Source organism: Streptomyces buecherae, assembly GCF_014295035.1.
Classification (GTDB): domain Bacteria; phylum Actinomycetota; class Actinomycetes; order Streptomycetales; family Streptomycetaceae; genus Streptomyces; species Streptomyces youssoufiensis.
On record NZ_CP060404.1, the window covers coordinates 2,097,067 to 2,113,892 of the forward strand.

Below are 16,826 nucleotides of genomic sequence, written 5' to 3' on the forward strand. Positions count from 1 at the left end.
GTGCTCCGTGCTCCGTGCTCCGTGCTCCGTGCTCCGTGCTCCGTGCTCCGTGCTCCGTGCTCCGTGCTCCGTGCTCCGTGCTCCGTGCTCCGTGCTCCGTGCTCCGTGCTCCGTGCTCCCGGGGAGGATCGCCGCCCCGTACGCCGTGGCTACGCTCCCTGCGGCTGCCGGGCCGCGGTGGTGTCCAGGCGGGGGCCCTTGGCCAGGAAGGACGACCACTCGATGGGCACACGGGCCGGCTTGACGTCCCGGTAGCCGAGGCGGATGCGTGCCTGGTCGACCTCGCGCTGGCCCTCCTCGTCCGCCTTCTTCGGCTTGCCGTCCGTGCCGATCACGCTCTCCTCGGAGCTGCTGTCGTTGTTCGTCTGCACCGCGTAGCGCAGCCCCGTGTCGGTCACCAGGAAGAGCGAGCCGGAGCTGGACTGGTGGCCGCGGATCTCGCGGTAGAGCAGCCCGGTGCCCGGCGTGACGTAGGTGGTGCTGCCGCCCTCCGCGATCGTCGCGGGGAAGCCCTGTCCGGCCCAGGTGCTCAGCTTCGTCGTGCCGTTGGCCTTCACGTCGCGCAGGACGCTGCACACCGTGTCGCGGGCTGACTCGCCGCCGAGCGAGTTGACCTGCACCGCCTTCGCCTGTGGCCACGCGCGGTCGCCGTAGAACGCGTCTTCGGCGCCCTCGGGCGAGAACGCCTGGGCGTCGACGTCCCTGGCCTGTCCGGCCTGGTTCAGGCGGTCCGTCTCGGGCGAGCTGAGGAGCAGTTCGGCGGTGAAGTCCGAGACGGGGAGCACCTTGCCGGGGAGCACCACGTAGTGCTGGGGTCCGGTGCCGGTCTTCGCCCGCAGCACCATGCCCACGCGACCCTCCTCCTCGCTGAGCCCGTCGATACCCGCGTCAGTGGCGACGGCGCCCGGAAGGTGCGGGAAGGTGATCGGGGTGCCGTCGCGCAGCGTTTTCAGCCAGTCGTCGGTGACGCTCTGCGGGTGGGCGGACCTGTTGCCGACCAGGGTGCGCAGCAACAGCTTGTCGTACGCGGAGCCGTAGTCCTTCGAACGCTGGCGCCAGTCGGGGCCGCCGATCAGGTACTTGGAGCCCTTGCCGTCCACCAGGTAGCGCGCCCCGTTCTGGGCCCGTACGTACATCACCTGGCCGCCGCGCAGCCGCTCCGTACCCTCCACCTTCGACGTCTCGCGGTCGGCCAGGACGAACGTCGCCTTCTGCACCGTGCTGCCGCGCCCGCCCGGCTGTTCGCACACCGCCCAGCGCTTGGCCTTGCCCGCGTCGCCCGCGTCGGGCAGTCGGTCGGGGGCGTAGGGGATGCCGATGGTGGGGCCGTGCGGGATCTTCCCGTTGTCCAGCACCTTCTCGTCGACCTTGATGACCTTGCCCTTGTCGGGATTGAGCAGGAGTTTGGCCGAGGAGAGGTTGAGGACGGGGTGGAGTTGGGCCTTGCCGTTGGTTTCCAGGACCACGTACCGCGTGGTGGAGTCGCTGCCGATGATGACGTTCGTCTTCGGCTGGTCCCAGCCCTTCGGGGCTTTGGGTTTGAACATGCCCCACGCGCCGAATCCGGCCAGGATCAGGGCGCCGACGATGGCCCCGGGCAGTACGGCGCGCAGCGCACGGGGCGCGCCCTCCTCCGTGCCCGCGGGCGTGGGCTGCAAGAAGGCAGCGACCACGCGTTTCTTGGCGAAGGTGTACGCGTTGAGCTCGTCCCGCCGTGATGCCATGGCCTCAGTTCCTCCCCCAGGCTGAAACGGTGCTGGCCGTGCGGCGCACCCGCGTTCGGGCGCCGCTGTCAGACCGGCCCCCTACTATGCCGGTAAGCGTTCGGTGCGTGACGCTCGGGTCACTCCGCGCAAGATTGGGGGCCCCGGACTTGGGCGCGGGGGCGCTACGGTCTACGGTCAGTGTGCGCACGACAGCGGGGTGTGTGGGGCACGGGGTGGCAGAGCGACCGGGGCAACAGCCCGCGGTGGCGCGGCGTGAGGGGGCGTACGACATGACGCGCATGGCCGGTGGGTGCTTACGGGCGCTCCGATCGCCTCGGCAACGCGTCGGTGCGGCAAGCGACATGACGGGGCGCCGCCGTGCGACGCGCCCCGAGCGGGGCGGGAGCCACGGACGGGGCGGAAGCCGGGGACGTGATCTCGGTCGGGCGCCGGGCCGGGGGCAGGATCGGGGTCGAGGGCGGAGCTGGGGGCGATGACGGGAACAGCGGTCACGGGCAGGGCGACGGGGGCCGGGACGACCACCGCGGGAGCGCGGGGCCAGGGGCCCGGCGCGCCGGCGGGGCCGAGCGCGGTGACGACGGCCGTGCCGCGCAAGGCGGCGCGGACGGGCGGGTTCAGCTCCTTTCCGCTGCGTCAACTTGTACTGGTGGAGATCGCCGCCGCCGTGCTGCTCGTGGCCTGGGTCGTCGACACGCTACTGGTGGTACCCGCCGCGGCCGCCGCCGCCGTGTTGGTGCTGGTCGCCGTGGTGCGCCGGCGTCGACGTTCGCTGCCGGAGTGGCTGGCGACCGCGCGGGGGCTGCGGCAGCGCACGCGGCGGGCGGCTTCGGTGCGCGTCCCGGCGGGCACCGACCCCGGGCTCGCGCCTGTCCTGGAATGCGAGCCGGCGCTGCGCACGTACTCCTTCACCGGCCGTTCGCGGCGGGACGTGGGCATGATCGGGGACGGCACGTTCCTGACGGCCGTGTTACGCGTGGAGGCCGCTGACACCGGCCTGCGGCCGGCGGGTGGCGAACGCTCGCTGCCTCTCGAGTTGTTGCGCGAGGCCATGGACGTGGACGGCATACGGCTGGAGTCGGCCCAGGCCGTGCAGCACACCCAGCCGGCTCCCGCGCCCCATCTGCCACAGCAGGCGGCGGCCATGCGCAACTACGGCCCCTTGCAGGCCCAGGCGGGCGCGCCCGCGCTGCGCGTGACCTGGGTCGCGCTGAAGCTCGACCCGGAGCTGTGCCCGGAGGCGGTCGCCGCCAGGGGCGGTGGGCTGGGCGGGGCGCAGCGGAGCCTGTTGCGCGCCGCCGACCAGTTGGCCAGCCGCCTGATAGGCGCCGGCTTCCGGGCGGAGGTGCTCTCCGAGGCGGAGCTGACCGCCGCCGTGGCCGCCGCCGCGTGCGCCAACCCGATCGCCGCCGCGTCCGGCGGCTCGTCGGGCGGGCCGGCGCGGCGCACCGTGGAGACCTCCCGTACCTGGCGCTGTGACGACCGCCGACACACCACGTACTGGGTCGGCCGCTGGCCCCAGTTGGGTGCGAGCGCGACGCCGCTGGCTCGCCTGGTGTCGCTGTTGACGGCCGTGCCGGTGCTGGCGACGACGTTCAGCCTGACCCTCGCGCGGGGCGGCAGTCAGGAGGTCGTCCTCAGTGGGCACGTACGGATCACGGGGCGTAGCGACGACGAACTGGTCGGCGCCCGGCGCGCGTTGGAGCGTACGGCGCGCGAGGCCAGGGCCGGCCTGGTTCGACTGGACCGTGAGCAGGTGCCCGGCGTGCTGGCCACCCTGCCGCTTGGGGGGACCCGCTGATGAGTACACCGCCATCCACGCCCGGAGCCTCGGGCTACCCGCCGGGCGCGGCCGGTCCGTACCCCGGGGCGCCCGCGGCAGGGGGCGCGGCCCCGAACACCTTCGGCGCCCCCGGCGCTTCGAGGGGCGCCGGGGCGCCCGGGCCCGCGCATGCGCCGGGAGGCGCTGGCGGCCCGGCCCCCACCGGCGCCGGGGTGGTCGGTGGGCAGGGCGGGCCGGCACCGGTCGGGCCCGGCCCGACGTCCGGGGCACCGTACGGTCACCCTGGCCCGGGCCCCCGCGCGACGCCCGCCCCCGCGCCCGCCGGGCCCGGCACGCTCCCCCTGGGCCAGCGCGTGCCCGCCGCCTCGCCACCGGGGCCCACCCCGCCGGCGCCCGCGCCAGCGGGGGGCGGCGCGCCTGGCGACGGGGCAACGCCCGGGGCACGGCGCGGCGTTCGGGCCAGGTTCGGCTTCGGGCTGATCGGCCCGCGCCGCGACCGACATGTGCTGCGGGCCAGTCAACTGTCGGCGCTGTCGCTGCCGATCGGCGATGACGGCGTGGTGGTCGGGGTCGACCAGCAGCAGCGCCCCGTCACACTCGCGCTCAGTCGCCCGGCCCCGTATGACGTCGTGCTCGTGGGCGGGTTGTGGACCGCGCAGGCCCTGGCGCTGCGGGCGGCGGGCACGGGCCTGCGGGTGGCCGTGGAGACGGGGCGCGCCCAGTCCTGGGGCCCGCTGGTGCAGGCCGCCGGTGGCGGCCACCCCTGCATGGTGACGCACGAGGTGGGCCGGGTGGCTCCGCAGGGGCCGTCGGTGCGCGGCCCTGTGCTGGTCGTGCGCGACTGCGGGATGCGCCCGCCACGGGGGCGGGTGACGTCGACGCCCTGGCAGTCGGTCCTGACGTTGCTGCCCTACGTCAGTCCGGTGGCCCCACGCCTGCTCGAGCATGCCGATCTGGTGGGTATTCAACGGGTTTCCCCTGATGAGGCCAGCGCGGTGGGCCGAGTGCTGGCGCTCCCGCAGGCGGATGTGAACGCGCTGTCTTCGCTGCCCGACGAGGTAACTCTGTGGTGTACGCGGCGTTCACGGCAGTACGTCACGATACGGGCGACCGATATCGAAACGGCACTCCTGGGCACTCCGCGCCGCGTGGACTGACGCCCCTGGACGCCGGGTGCGCGCACCGGCGAGGCTGACGGGGCGCAGCCGGCCCGGGTGCTACGAGGCGCCGGGCCCGGATCGCACGGGGCGCGGGGGCCACGATCGCCGGACAAACACCGCCGGTTCCCCTCGCGTGAACCGAGGCCAGGGGGCGGGCCTGCCGTTGTTGCGCTCATGGTGATTAGTCTTGGTGCGGAGTGCGGAGAACCCGATTGAGGTGGCTCCGCGTCCCCATGGGGGTAAGCCGAGCGGTCGTGCGACGGGAACGGTCGGCCCGCCGGAAACATTCGAGGGTGCTCGACCACACCAGCAGGAGGCATTGTGAGCAGCGATCGGGACGAGATCCGCACGGGCGGAACCAACCCGGGCGAGGATCAGTCCGACGCGGACGCCGAGCACACGGGCGAGTTCACTATCGACTACACCCCGCCTGCCTGGTATACGCAGAACGCTGCCTCCTCTTCGCCTTCCTCTTCGTCGTCGCCTTCCTCGGCGTTCGCCTCGTCCACGCCGCCGCCTCCGCCGTCGAGTTCGGCTTCCGCCGCGTCGTGGCCGCCCATCCCGTCGGCGCCCGCGACGCCTCCGGCAGCCGGCGGTCACGACGCGGCCTCCGCCGCTGCCACTCCCCCGCCGCCCACCGGGAGCCCCGTGGCGGTGCCGGGTCTCCCCGCGCCGGACGCGTACCAGTCCTCGTGGGCACCGCCCGCGGTGACACCGAAGGTCGACGTGTCGGCGCCGCCGTCGGCGGATGAGGCGGCCTCAACCGGCGCGTCGGGTACGGGAGCCGCGTCCGGATCCGCTTCCACTTCGGATTCCGGTTCGGTTTCCGCTTCGCCTTCCGGCGCGGTGCTCGACAAGGAGGGCCCCGACGCGGGCGGCAGCGCGGCGCGCGATGCCACGGGCGCGGATGCGGAGGCGGACGCGACCGCGGATGGCGACGGAGCGGGTACCGACGCCGCGCAGTCGGGCGACGCGGATGCCGCGCCCGCGGGTGCCGCTGTGTCGTCCACCGACGCCCGCGGCGGCACACGGAGCGAGACGGACGGCGCGACCGATGCCGGTGCCGCGACGACCAGCGAGCCGGGCACGGGCGGGGGGCCCGCCGTGACGGAGCACGGCCAGAGCCCCTCCACCGTGCGCTTCTCCACCGCCTCGCTCCAGCGCGACATGGACGAGATCGCCGCCCGCGAGAACACCGATCGCGCGGACGGGCCCACGGCTGACGTACCGAACTCGCCCAGCGGGCAGGAGTCGTCCGCCGGCGCGCGGCCCGAAGCCGCCCTCGGCGCCGAACCCACGCCTGGCTCCGCCGCCAGCCCCGGGACCATGCGGTTCTCCACCGCGGCGATGCAGCGCGAGGCAGCGGAGCGCGGGGCGGGCGACAGCGCGGCTGCCGCGCCCGACGCCGCCGGGGCGGACGCCGCGCACCAGGCCGACGCCGGGGCGCCGGCCGACGCCGCGTCACCGAGCGTCCCGGCGCCCGCCACACCGTCGTACGCGCCCGACGCCCAGCCCGCGACGGCCTGGCCGCCGGCTGCCCCGCAGTCCGGCCTGCCGCCGCTGCCGCCGAACTTCGAGCGGGCCGCGCCCCCGCCCGCGGGTCAGTCCGGCCCCGCGGCACACGGCGCCGCCGGCCCCGCCGCGTCGCCGCCGCTGGGTACGCCGTGGGGCGCGGGCCAACCCGCTCCGCACGCGGGCGACGCCCCCGGGCAGGGGCCGGCCGCCTCGGACGGAGCCGCCGCATCGGGCGCGGCGCCCGCCGCCGCGCCGGTGCCGCAGCAGAGCGGGCCGTGGGCGCCGCCCACACCGCACGCACAACCCCAGCCCGGCCTCGCGCCGCCGCCCGGACAGCAGCACCAAGCCCCCAACGCGGTGCCGCAGCAAGGCGGTTACGGCTACCCGCAGCAGGGCGGCGGCCCCGGCGCGGCAGCGCCGTTCCCCGGCGCCCAGCCGTCCGACGCCCAGCCCGCCGCCGGCGGCGGGCACGCACCGTCCGCGCAGCACACGCCAGGCGGCCCCGTCCACGACCCGAGGAGCGGCGCACCCGGCCAGGTGGCCGCCCCAGGCCCGCAGGCCGGCAGCGCTCCCGCGCCCGCGCAGGCGGCAGCCCACGGGCAACCCGGCCCCGCCGCCCCGTCCGGTTACGGCTACCCGCTGGCCGCCCCGGCTCCGGCCCAAGGCGCGGCGAGCGGCGCTGAGCAGCAGCAGGCGGCCCCGGCCGCCGCTCAACCGGGCGCGGCACCGGGCGGCTACGGCTTCCCGCAGTCCGGGGCGCCGGGCGCGGCCCCCGCGGCCGGCGGCCAGGGCGCCGTACCGCCGGGCGGGTACGGGTTCCCGCAGCCCGCCTCGCCCGCTCCCGGGCAGGGGCAGTCCGGCCAGCAGGCGCAGCACGGAGCGCCCGGCCCGTACGCGGGGCAGCAGGCGGCACCCGCGCCGGGGCACGGGGCCGCCGCGCAGCCGCACGGGGCCGGCCCCGTGGACCCGCGCTCCGGGGAGTGGCCGACCGCGCCGGCCGACCAACGCGCGCGCACGGGGCACGGGGCCGGCGCCCCGCTCGGCTACACCGCGGCCGTCGAGCTCTCCTCCGACCGTCTGCTGCGCGCCAAGCAGAAGCCCAAGAAGCAGGGCGGGGCGGCGTCGCGGTTCAAGTTGGGCGGCAAGAAAGAAGAGGCGGAGCGACAGCGGAAGCTGGAACTCATCCGTACGCCGGTGCTGTCCTGCTACCGGATCGCGGTCATCAGCCTCAAGGGCGGCGTCGGCAAGACCACGACGACCACGGCGCTCGGCGCGACGCTCTCCACGGAGCGGCAGGACAAGGTCATCGCCATCGACGCCAACCCGGACGCCGGCACGCTCGGCCGCCGCGTCCGTCGCGAGACCGGGGCGACCATCCGCGACCTGGTCACGGCCATCCCGTACCTGAACAGCTACATGGACATCCGGCGGTTCACCTCACAGGCCCCGTCGGGTCTGGAGATTCTCGCCAACGACGTGGACCCGGCGGTCTCGACGACCTTCAACGACGAGGACTACCGCCGCGTCATCGACGTGCTCGGCAAGCAGTACCCGATCATCCTCACCGACTCCGGCACCGGCCTGCTCTACAGCGCCATGCGCGGCGTCCTCGACCTCGCGCACCAGCTCATCATCATCTCCACGCCGTCGGTCGACGGCGCGAGCAGCGCGAGCACCACGCTCGACTGGCTCTCCGCGCACGGCTACGCCGATCTCGTCTCGCGCAGCATCACCGTCATCTCCGGCGTCCGCGAGACCGGGAAAATGATCAAGGTCGAGGACATCGTGTCGCACTTCGAGACGCGCTGCCGCGGCGTGGTCGTGGTGCCGTTCGACGAGCACCTGGCGGCGGGCGCCGAGGTCGATCTGACGATGATGCGGCCCAAGACCCGTGAGGCGTACTTCAACCTGTCCGCGCTGGTCGCCGAGGACTTCACCCGGGCCCAGCAGGAACAGGGCCTGTGGACGACGGACGGCAGCGCCGCCCAGCCCCCGCACGTGGCCCCGCCGATGCCGGGCACGCAGGGCGCTCACCCCGCCGCGGGGTACCCGGCGCAGCAGCAGGCGCCCGGCTACGGGCAGCAGCCCGGCGACCCGTACGGCCAGCCGCGGCAGGGCCCCGGCGGGGCGGCGTACCCGCAGCACCAGGGCTACCCGCCGCAACCGGGCCCGCAGCAGGGACAGAGCTGGCAGCAGCAGCCCCCGCCGTCCCAGCCCGACCCGCAGGGGCAGGCCGGCCAGTACGGGGCGCAGCAGGCCGCCCAGCCCGCTCCACAGGGACAACAGCCGGGGCAGCCCGGGCAGGCTCCGTACGGGTACGGCTATCCCCTGCCCGGCCAACCCGGCGCGCACCAGCAGGCGGGCCAGGACAACCAGCAGGGCGCCGGCCAGGGCGGCTGGCCCCAGCCACCGGCGCCACCGCAGCAGTAGGCAGCGGGTCGTACGCGCCCGGTGCCGTTGCGCGCCGGGCGCCGGCGCCACGGAGCAGGCCGCGCGCTGGCTTGCACGCTCCGCCTCAGGCCGCGCGACCCTGCCGTCGTCGAGCGCCCCTCACGCCGCCCCCGGGTCGGCGCTCCGTCCGGCTCCGGGCCGCTGACCGGGACGCTGTGCGACTCAGGACCGCTGGGCGCCCTCGTGGGCGGCCACCAGTTCCCGGGCGCGCTGCACGTCGACGGCCATGCGCTCCAACAGCGCGTCGATGGTCGCGAACTTCTCCTGCCCCCGCAGGAAGGCGAGGAAGTCGACCTCCACGTGGAGCCCGTACAGGTCGAGCCCCACTCGGTCGATCGCGTACGCCTCCACCGTCCGCTCCGTGCCGTCGAACTGCGGGTTGGTGCCGACCGAGATGGCCGCCGGCATCGCCTCCCCGTTCGCCGTGAGCCAGCCGGCGTAGACGCCGTCGGCCGGGATGGCCGTGTGGGGCAGGGTCTCCAGGTTGGCGGTGGGATAGCCCAGCTCGCGCCCGCGCTGTGCGCCCCGTACGACGACGCCCTCCACCCGGTGTGGGCGGCCCAGCACCTCCATGGCGCCCGCCACGTCACCCTCGGCGACGAGCTTGCGGGTCAGCGTCGACGAGAACGGCTCGCCGCCCCCCGCCTCGCCCCGTTCGTAGAGGTCGACGATCTCGACCTCGTAGTCGTAGGTGCGGCCGAGTTCCTCGAGCGTCTCCACGTTGCCGGCGGCCTTGTGCCCGAAGCGGAAGTTCGGGCCCTCCACGACCACCTTCGCGCGCAACTTGTCCACGAGCACCTTCACCACGAACTCGCTCGGTGGGAGCTTCGAGAACTCCATCGTGAACGGCAGGATCAGCACCGCGTCCACCCCCAGCTCCGCCATCAGCTCGGCGCGCCGGTGGTGCGGAGCCAGCAGCGGTGGATGGCTGCCGGGGCGCACGACCTCGCTCGGGTGCGGGTCGAAGGTCACCACCACCGCGGGTACGCCGAGCTCGCGCGCCCGCGCCACGGCCCGACCAATGATCAACTGGTGCCCGCGGTGCACGCCGTCGTACGAGCCGATGGTGACCACGCTGCGTCCCCCAGACCCAAAGAATGCAGCCTCGGGGATGTCCTCCAAGCCACGCCAGCGTTGCACTGTGCCCGCTCCTCACCCGAACTCTTGTCTGTCCAATGACGCAGGTCTAAGACTGCCATGCCCACGTCCCGACCCCGCCATCACCCACCCGTCCCCGTACGCCCCGACCCCACCCCACTGCGGGCCCGGTCAGCGCCCCGTGCTCCGTGCTCCGTGCGCCGTGGCCCCATCTCGGATTCCGCCCCGTGCCCCGTGCCCCGTGCCCCGTGCTCCGTGCCCCGTGCGCCGTGGCCCCATCTCGGATCCCGCCCCATGCTCCGGGCCCCGTGCCCCGTGCCCCGTGCCCCGTGCCCCGTGCCCCCGGGCAGGATCGCCGCTCCGTGCTCCGTCCCGGCCTCCGCTCCACGCCTGCGCTCCGTGCCGCACCGCCAGCCCCTCGACCGGTGAGGGCGGGCGGAACCCACGCACGATGTCCTCGGCCACAGGGCCTCCGCACGGCGGCGCAGCGAAACAGGCGCGAAACAGACACAGTGCGGCACGGACGACGTACCCGCGAACGGAACAGCTCCCGTCGGCGGGCAGCGCGAAGCCGCCGGCTCCGTCACGGGACGGGGCCGGCGGCTGGGTGCCTGGTGGCGGCGGCGTACGGCGGCACGGGGCCACCGCACGGCCTCGCGGCGGGGCGGCTGCTAGGCGAAGACCGCCAGGCTCTTGGCCTTGCCGTCCCGTTCCTCGATGAGCGCCAGGAATCGGCCGTTGGGGTCGAAGACCGCGACGGGGCCCTCGACGCCGAGCCCGGGGCCGTTGAGGCGGACGCCGTTGCCCAGGAGGCGGGCCTGTTCGGAGCTGACGTCCCAACGAGGGAAGGCCGCCGCCGCGGCCTCGGCGATCGGGAGCACCGTCAGCGACGCCTCGAGCTCCTCCAGGGAGTGCGCCCCGTCCAGGCCGTAGGGGCCGACCCGGGTGCGGCGTAGCGCGGTGAGATGGCCCCCGGTGCCGAGGTCGGTGCCCAGGTCGCGGGCGAGCGCGCGGATGTACGTGCCCGAGGAGCACACCACCGTGACGTCGAGGTCCACGACGGGCGCGCCGTCGGCGGCGACCGCCTCGCGCACCTCGTGCACGTCGAAGGTCGAGACCGTGACGGGGCGGGCCGGGATCTCGAAGTCCTCGCCCTCCCGCACCCGCGAGTACGACCGCTTGCCGTCGATCTTGATGGCGCTGACCTTGGACGGGACCTGCTGGATGTCGCCGGTCAGCTTGGCCACGCCGGCGTCGATGGCCGCCCGTTCCAGGCCGTCGACGCTGGCGGACGCGGTGATCTCGCCCTCGGCGTCGTCCGTGACGGTGCTCTGGCCGAGCCTGATCGTCGCCGCGTACTCCTTCTCGGTGAGCGCCAGGTGGCCGAGGAGGCGGGTCGCCTTCTCCACGCCGATGACCAGCACGCCGGTCGCCATCGGATCGAGCGTCCCGGCGTGTCCGACCCGGCGCGTCCCCGCGAAGCGGCGCAGCTTGGCCACGACGTCGTGCGAGGTGAAGCCGGCCGGCTTGTCCACGATCACCAGTCCGTCCGGACCGGTTCCCTTGCGCTTCATGCCTGTGTGGTGCCCTCGCTGCCGGTCTCGGGCTCGGGGGCCTCGTCGTCCTCGTCCGGCTTGCGGTACGGGTCGGCGTCGCCGGCGTACGCGGCGCCCTCGGACGCTTCGCGTACCTGCGCGTCGGCTGCCTTCGCCTTGGCGAGCAGGTCGTCGATGGTGCGGGCGTTGTCGGGCAGCGCGTCCGGGACGAACGTCAGGGTGGGGGTGAAACGGACGCCGGTCTGGCGACCCACCTCGGAGCGCAGCACGCCCTTGGCGCTCTCCAGCGCCGCGGCCGACGCGGTCCGCTCCTCCTCGTCGCCGAAGACCGTGTAGAAGACAGTCGCCTCCCGCAGGTCACCGGTGACCCGGGTGTCCGTGATCGTCACGTAGCCCAGCCGCGGGTCCTTGATGCGTCGCTGCAGGGTCTCCGCGACCACGACCCGGATGCGGTCAGCCAGCTTGCGTGCCCGCGCGGTGTCGGTCATGCGTCTTCTTCTCTCTTCTTCGGTTCACGTATCAAGTCGTCGGACGCGGCGCCGTGGCGCCCCGTGCCGTCGCGGCGCCCCGTCGCGGGCCCACCGCCAACCGCGGCCCCGCCCGCGGCCCGCCACGGGGTCGCGGAGAGGTCGGGCGGTGCCCCGTCGGTCACGGTCAGTCGTCGTCGCCGTGGTACCGCCGTCGGACTGACAGCAGCTCCACTTCGGGGCGAGCGGCGACCCAGCGTTCGCACCGGTCGAGCACGTCCGCGAGGTGCCCCGTGTCCCCGGAGACCGCCGCCAGGCCGATCTCGGCCCTGCGGTAGAGGTCCTGGTCGCCGACCTCCGCCACGCTCACCGCGTACTTGCGGTAGAGCTCGGCGACGATCGGTCGGACGACGGAGCGCTTCTCCTTCAACGACCGTACGTCGCCGAGGAGCAGATCGAAGGACAAGGTCCCTACATACATGTCTGTCCGGTTAACCCGCCGGTCCGGGGTAGCTCCCCGCCACTGCTTGGCAGGGACACCAGAACCGTACACGCAACGGCCGAGGCCGATCGACGGGATTTCCCCTCCGCCGCTGTCACCAGCGGCGGAGGGGGCCCGGCCGACCGGCCCCGGACCGTTACGGGTCAGACGAGATCAGCCGCGCGGCTTCTCCCGCATCTCGTACGTCGCGATGACGTCGTCGACCTTGATGTCGTTGAAGTTGCCGAGGTTGATACCACCCTCGAACCCTTCGCGGATCTCGGTGACGTCGTCCTTGAAGCGGCGCAGGCCCTCGATGTTGAGGTTCTCCGCCACGACCTTGCCGTCGCGCAGCAGGCGTGCCTTGGTGTTGCGCTTGACCTCGCCCGACCGGATGAGGACACCGGCGATGTTGCCGAGCTTGGAGGAGCGGAAGACCTCGCGGATCTCCGCCGTACCCAGCTCGACCTCTTCGTACTCCGGCTTGAGCATGCCCTTGAGGGCCGCCTCGATCTCCTCGATCACCTGGTAGATGACCGAGTAGTACCGGACGTCGACACCCTCGCGCTCGGCCGCCGACGTGGCACGGCCCTCGGCCCGCACGTTGAAGCCGATGACGATGGCGTCGGAGCCCGCCGCCAGGTCGATGTCGGTCTCGGTGACCGCACCCACACCGCGGTGCAGGACGCGCAGGTCCACCTCTTCGCCGACGTCGAGCTGGAGCAGCGAGGACTCCAGGGCCTCGACCGAACCGGACGCGTCGCCCTTGATGATGAGGTTGAGCTGCTGCACCTCGCCGGCCTTGAGCACCTTGTCCAGGTCCTCCAGGGAGACCCGGCGGGTGCGCTTGGCGAACGCGGCGTTGCGCTCGCGGGCCGCACGCTTCTCGGCGATCTGCCGAGCCGTCCGGTCCTCGTCGACAACCAGGAAGTTGTCGCCCGCGCCCGGCACGTTGGTCAGACCGAGCACCAGGACCGGGGTCGAGGGGCCGGCCTCTTCGAGCTGGGCGCCGGTGTCGTCGAGCATCGCCCGGACCCTGCCGTACGCGTCGCCCGCCACCATCGTGTCGCCGACCCGCAGCGTGCCGCGCTGGACCAGCACGGTGGCCACGGCGCCACGGCCGCGGTCGAGGTGGGCCTCGATCGCGATGCCCTGCGCGTCCTGCTCCGCGTTGGCGCGCAGGTCGAGCGAGGCGTCGGCGGTGAGGACGACCGCCTCCAGGAGCTGGTCGATGTTCAGACCCTGGCGCGCGGAGATGTCGACGAACATGGTGTCGCCGCCGTACTCCTCGGCCACCAGACCGAACTCGGTGAGCTGACCGCGCACCTTGGTCGGGTCGGCGCCCTCGACGTCGATCTTGTTCACCGCGACCACGATCGGCACGTCGGCCGCCTTGGCGTGGTTGAGCGCCTCGATCGTCTGCGGCATCACACCGTCGTTGGCGGCCACCACGAGGATCGCGATGTCCGTCGACTTCGCACCACGGGCACGCATGGCGGTGAACGCCTCGTGACCCGGGGTGTCGATGAAGGTGATCTTGCGCTCTTCGTTGTTGACCTCGGTCGAGACCTGGTACGCACCGATGTGCTGGGTGATGCCACCGGCCTCGCCCGCGACCACGTTGGTCTTGCGGATCGCGTCGAGCAGTCGCGTCTTACCGTGGTCGACGTGACCCATGACGGTCACCACCGGCGGACGCGCGACGAGCATGTCCTCGCCGCCCTCGTTCTCGCCGAACTCGATGTCGAAGGACTCGAGCAGCTCGCGGTCCTCCTCCTCCGGGCTGACGATCTCGACGTTGTAGTTCATCTCGTCGGCGAGGAGCTGAAGCGTCTCGTCGGAGACCGACTGGGTCGCGGTGACCATCTCGCCGAGGTTGAGCATCACGGCGACGAGCGACGCCGGGTTGGCGTTGATCTTCTCCGCGAAGTCGGTGAGCGAGGCGCCACGCGACAGGCGGACGGTCTGTCCGTTGCCGCGCGGCAGCATCACGCCGCCGACCGACGGGGCCTGCATGGCCTCGTACTCCTGGCGCCGCTGCCGCTTCGACTTGCGACCACGACGCGCCGGACCGCCGGGACGACCGAACGCGCCCTGCGTGCCACCACGGCCACCCGGACCACCGGGACGACCACCGAAGCCGGGACGGCCACCGAAGCCGCCGCCGCCACCGCCACCACCGGGACGACCGGCGAAGCCACCGCCGCCACCGGGACGACCAGCGCCACCGCCACCACCGGGACGACCGGCGAAACCGCCGCCGCCACCGGGACGACCAGCGCCACCGCCACCACCGGGGCGACCAGCGCCACCGGGGCCGCGACCGCCGCCACCGGGGCCCGGACGCGGACCCGCGGCCGGACGCTGCGGCATCATGCCGGGGTTCGGACGGTTACCGCCGGGGCCACCAGGGCCGCCACCGGGACGCGGGGCGCCGCCGGGGCCGCTCTGCGGACGGGGCATCCCGCCGGGGCTCGGACGGGCGCCGCTCGGACCGGGACGCGGGCCGGCGTGACCGCCCTGACCGCCACCCTGCGGACGCGGACCACCCTGGCTCTGACCACCGGGACCGGGCCGCGGGCCGCCCGGACGGGGTGCCTGCGGGCGGGACATGCCGGTGCTGCCGCCGGAGGTGAAGGGGTTGTTACCCGGACGCGGGCCGGAGGGACGCCCGCCCGGACGGGGAGCGCCACCCTGGCCGCCGGGACGCGGCGCGCCGGAGCGCCCGCCGCCCTGCCCCTGGCCGCCGCCCTGACCGGGCGTGGTGGGACGGGCACTGGGACGCGGACCCGGCGTCGCGCCGGGCTTGGCGCCACTGGGCTTGGGCGACGCGGCCGGAGCCGCGGGGGGCGCGGTGAACTCGGGCTGCGCCGGCGCGGACGGCGCCGCCGGGGCGGGGCCGGGGCGCGGAGCCGAGGCCGGCGTCGGCGCCGGGCTCTTCGGGCCCGGAGTGGGGCGCGGACCCGGCGTGGGGGCCGCACCAGTGTTGCCCGCGGGACCGCTCGACGCCGGCTTGGGGCCGGGAGCCGGGGCCTTCGGGGCAGCGGGACGGGCCGCCTGCGGAGACGGCGCAGACGGCTTGGCGGGCGACGCCTTGCGCGGCGCCGCGGGCTTGCCAGCGGAACGGCCGGAACCGTTGCCCTGCTGGAAAGCGTCAGTCAACTTGCGCACAACCGGCGCCTCGATCGTCGAGGACGCTGAACGTACGAATTCACCGAGTTCAGTGAGCTTGGCCATGACGACCTTGCTCTCGACGCCGAACTCCTTAGCGAGTTCGTATACCCGGACCTTAGCCACATCGCTCCTTTTAGGTCCGGGGTTCACCGCCGGACCGTCGCTACTTCATGGGCGTACTCATCGCGTACTCATCGAGTGCTCATCGCAATCTCGACCTACTTCCAACTCGCGAGGTACCTGACCGCACGGTGTCCCGTGCCGTTCTTCCAACTCTTACGGTGTTACCTGCTCGACGTAGCTCCGCAAAGCGGTCGTGTCGAGCGGGCCCTGGGCCCGGAAGGCCCTGGGAAACGCCCGGCGGCGAACCGCCAGGTCGTGACAGACCAGTGTCGGGTGCACATACGCACCCCGGCCGGGCAGCGTACCGCGCTGATCGGGGACACAGTCGCCCTCGACCATCACGATGCGCAGTAGATCGCCCTTTACCGCACGCTCCCGACATCCCACACAGGTTCGTTCAGGGCATGCGCTGACGCGCGTCCGGCCAGACACTGTTTTAGTCTACCTCCCCGCGTCGACCCCACCCGTTTAGGGCAACGATCGAACGGTCGTCGTTATGCCGCTTCACTGAGCCCATCGCCCACCCGACGACGACTCCGCGTTCACGGTGCCGCACAGCGCGCGACAACCCGCGCCCACCCAACACGGCCGGCGCCCCCGTGCCCCGTGCCCCGTGCCCCGTGCCCCGTGCCCCGTGCCCCGTGCCCCGTGCCCCCAGGCAGGATCGCCGCTCCGTGCTCCGTGCTCCGTGCTCCGTGCTCCGTGCTCCGTGCTCCGTGCTCCGTGCTCCGTGCTCCGTGCTCCGTGCTCCGTGCTCCGTGCTCCGTGCTCCGGCGGGATGGTGCCGCGGTGCGGAGGAAGGTGGGCGGCGGGTGTCGCATGCCTCAGGGGCGGCGGGCCCCGGGGCTTCAAGAGGTGCCGGGGCCTCGGGCTCCACGCTCTTGGCGGGGCCCACGCGGAGGGTCGTCACGCGGTGACGCGACGCTGGGTCGCCCCGCCCCAGCGTTCGACCCCGCCGTGCTCACGCCCGCTGGCCGCTGACCTTGCGGGCCGCTGGCTTCGCCAGGTGGCCCACTCGGCGAACGTGACGGATGACTCCCGGAGGGGCGCACGCTCGCGGGCACGCGAGCGGGGCCGGACTGCTCCGCTGCCGTTGGCTGGCGGCCTCGGTTCCGGGGCTTGTCCTCCAGCCTCTGCGCCGTACGCACCGGCGCTACGTTCCACACCGGCCCCGCCACGGCAGCGGAGCGCTCGGTATCCGTGCGCCAGCCGGCCCGCTCCGTGGCGCATGACACACGAGCGGCGTGCGCCGCACGCCACCCGTACAAGCTCGTACGCCCCCGCGCGGGCCCGC

12 protein-coding genes and 1 pseudogene are annotated in these 16,826 nt (G+C 74.0%); 4 read left to right on the plus strand and 9 right to left on the minus strand.

Going from position 1 to position 16,826, the window contains the following annotated elements:
- Positions 1 to 149 precede the first annotated feature (149 nt).
- A complete protein-coding gene (eccB, locus tag H7H31_RS07610; RefSeq protein WP_187061435.1) occupies positions 150 to 1,724 on the minus strand; it encodes a type VII secretion protein EccB in 1,575 nt (524 codons plus the stop codon).
- Positions 1,725 to 2,199: 475 nt separating this feature from the next.
- On the opposite strand from eccB, the gene eccE reads away from it, so the two are divergent.
- The 3 genes and pseudogenes from eccE to H7H31_RS34915 form a co-directional block, all read left to right on the plus strand.
- Entirely contained in the window at positions 2,200 to 3,525 is a 1,326-nt protein-coding gene (gene eccE, locus H7H31_RS07615) for a type VII secretion protein EccE (RefSeq protein WP_187061436.1), read from the plus strand.
- Positions 3,526 to 3,860: 335 nt separating this feature from the next.
- Positions 3,861 to 4,664, plus strand: a complete 804-nt coding sequence (locus H7H31_RS07620; protein ID WP_372456041.1) for a hypothetical protein — start codon at positions 3,861 to 3,863, stop codon at positions 4,662 to 4,664.
- Between the two features lie 324 nt (positions 4,665 to 4,988).
- A pseudogene (locus H7H31_RS34915) lies at positions 4,989 to 5,063 on the plus strand (SCO5717 family growth-regulating ATPase); the annotation flags it as partial.
- Between the two features lie 23 nt (positions 5,064 to 5,086).
- Here H7H31_RS34915 and H7H31_RS34920 read toward each other — a convergent pair.
- Positions 5,087 to 5,227, minus strand: coding sequence for a hypothetical protein (locus H7H31_RS34920; protein ID WP_187061437.1), 141 nt, complete (start codon positions 5,225 to 5,227; stop codon positions 5,087 to 5,089).
- A 36-nt stretch (positions 5,228 to 5,263) separates the two neighbouring features.
- Positions 5,264 to 5,524: a hypothetical protein gene (locus tag H7H31_RS34925; protein WP_187061438.1), complete on the minus strand. Its 261-nt coding sequence runs from the start codon at positions 5,522 to 5,524 to the stop codon at positions 5,264 to 5,266.
- On the opposite strand from H7H31_RS34925, the gene H7H31_RS07635 reads away from it, so the two are divergent.
- Positions 5,514 to 8,612 (plus strand): MinD/ParA family ATP-binding protein, encoded by a 3,099-nt coding sequence (locus tag H7H31_RS07635; protein WP_390857355.1) that lies wholly within the window; start codon positions 5,514 to 5,516, stop codon positions 8,610 to 8,612. The two genes, H7H31_RS34925 and H7H31_RS07635, sit on opposite strands and share 11 nt — an antisense overlap.
- A gap of 183 nt (positions 8,613 to 8,795) precedes the next feature.
- On the opposite strand, the gene H7H31_RS07640 is transcribed toward H7H31_RS07635, so the two are convergent.
- From H7H31_RS07640 to H7H31_RS07665, 6 genes are all read right to left on the minus strand, one after another.
- Positions 8,796 to 9,773, minus strand: coding sequence for a bifunctional riboflavin kinase/FAD synthetase (locus tag H7H31_RS07640; protein WP_187061439.1), 978 nt, complete (start codon positions 9,771 to 9,773; stop codon positions 8,796 to 8,798).
- Positions 9,774 to 10,402: 629 nt separating this feature from the next.
- Positions 10,403 to 11,305 (minus strand): tRNA pseudouridine(55) synthase TruB, encoded by a 903-nt coding sequence (gene truB, locus H7H31_RS07645; RefSeq protein ID WP_187060549.1) that lies wholly within the window; start codon positions 11,303 to 11,305, stop codon positions 10,403 to 10,405.
- A complete protein-coding gene (rbfA, locus tag H7H31_RS07650; RefSeq protein ID WP_187060550.1) occupies positions 11,302 to 11,775 on the minus strand; it encodes a 30S ribosome-binding factor RbfA in 474 nt (157 codons plus the stop codon). Before rbfA ends, truB begins: the two co-directional genes overlap by 4 nt.
- Before the next feature lie 166 nt (positions 11,776 to 11,941).
- Entirely contained in the window at positions 11,942 to 12,235 is a 294-nt protein-coding gene (locus tag H7H31_RS07655; protein WP_176164422.1) for a DUF503 domain-containing protein, read from the minus strand.
- A 174-nt stretch (positions 12,236 to 12,409) separates the two neighbouring features.
- On the minus strand, positions 12,410 to 15,532 hold the full coding sequence (infB, locus tag H7H31_RS07660; RefSeq protein WP_187060551.1) for a translation initiation factor IF-2: 3,123 nt from the start codon (positions 15,530 to 15,532) through the stop codon (positions 12,410 to 12,412).
- 153 nt (positions 15,533 to 15,685) lie between these two features.
- On the minus strand, positions 15,686 to 15,964 hold the full coding sequence (locus tag H7H31_RS07665; RefSeq protein ID WP_176164420.1) for a YlxR family protein: 279 nt from the start codon (positions 15,962 to 15,964) through the stop codon (positions 15,686 to 15,688).
- Positions 15,965 to 16,826: the final 862 nt, after the last annotated feature.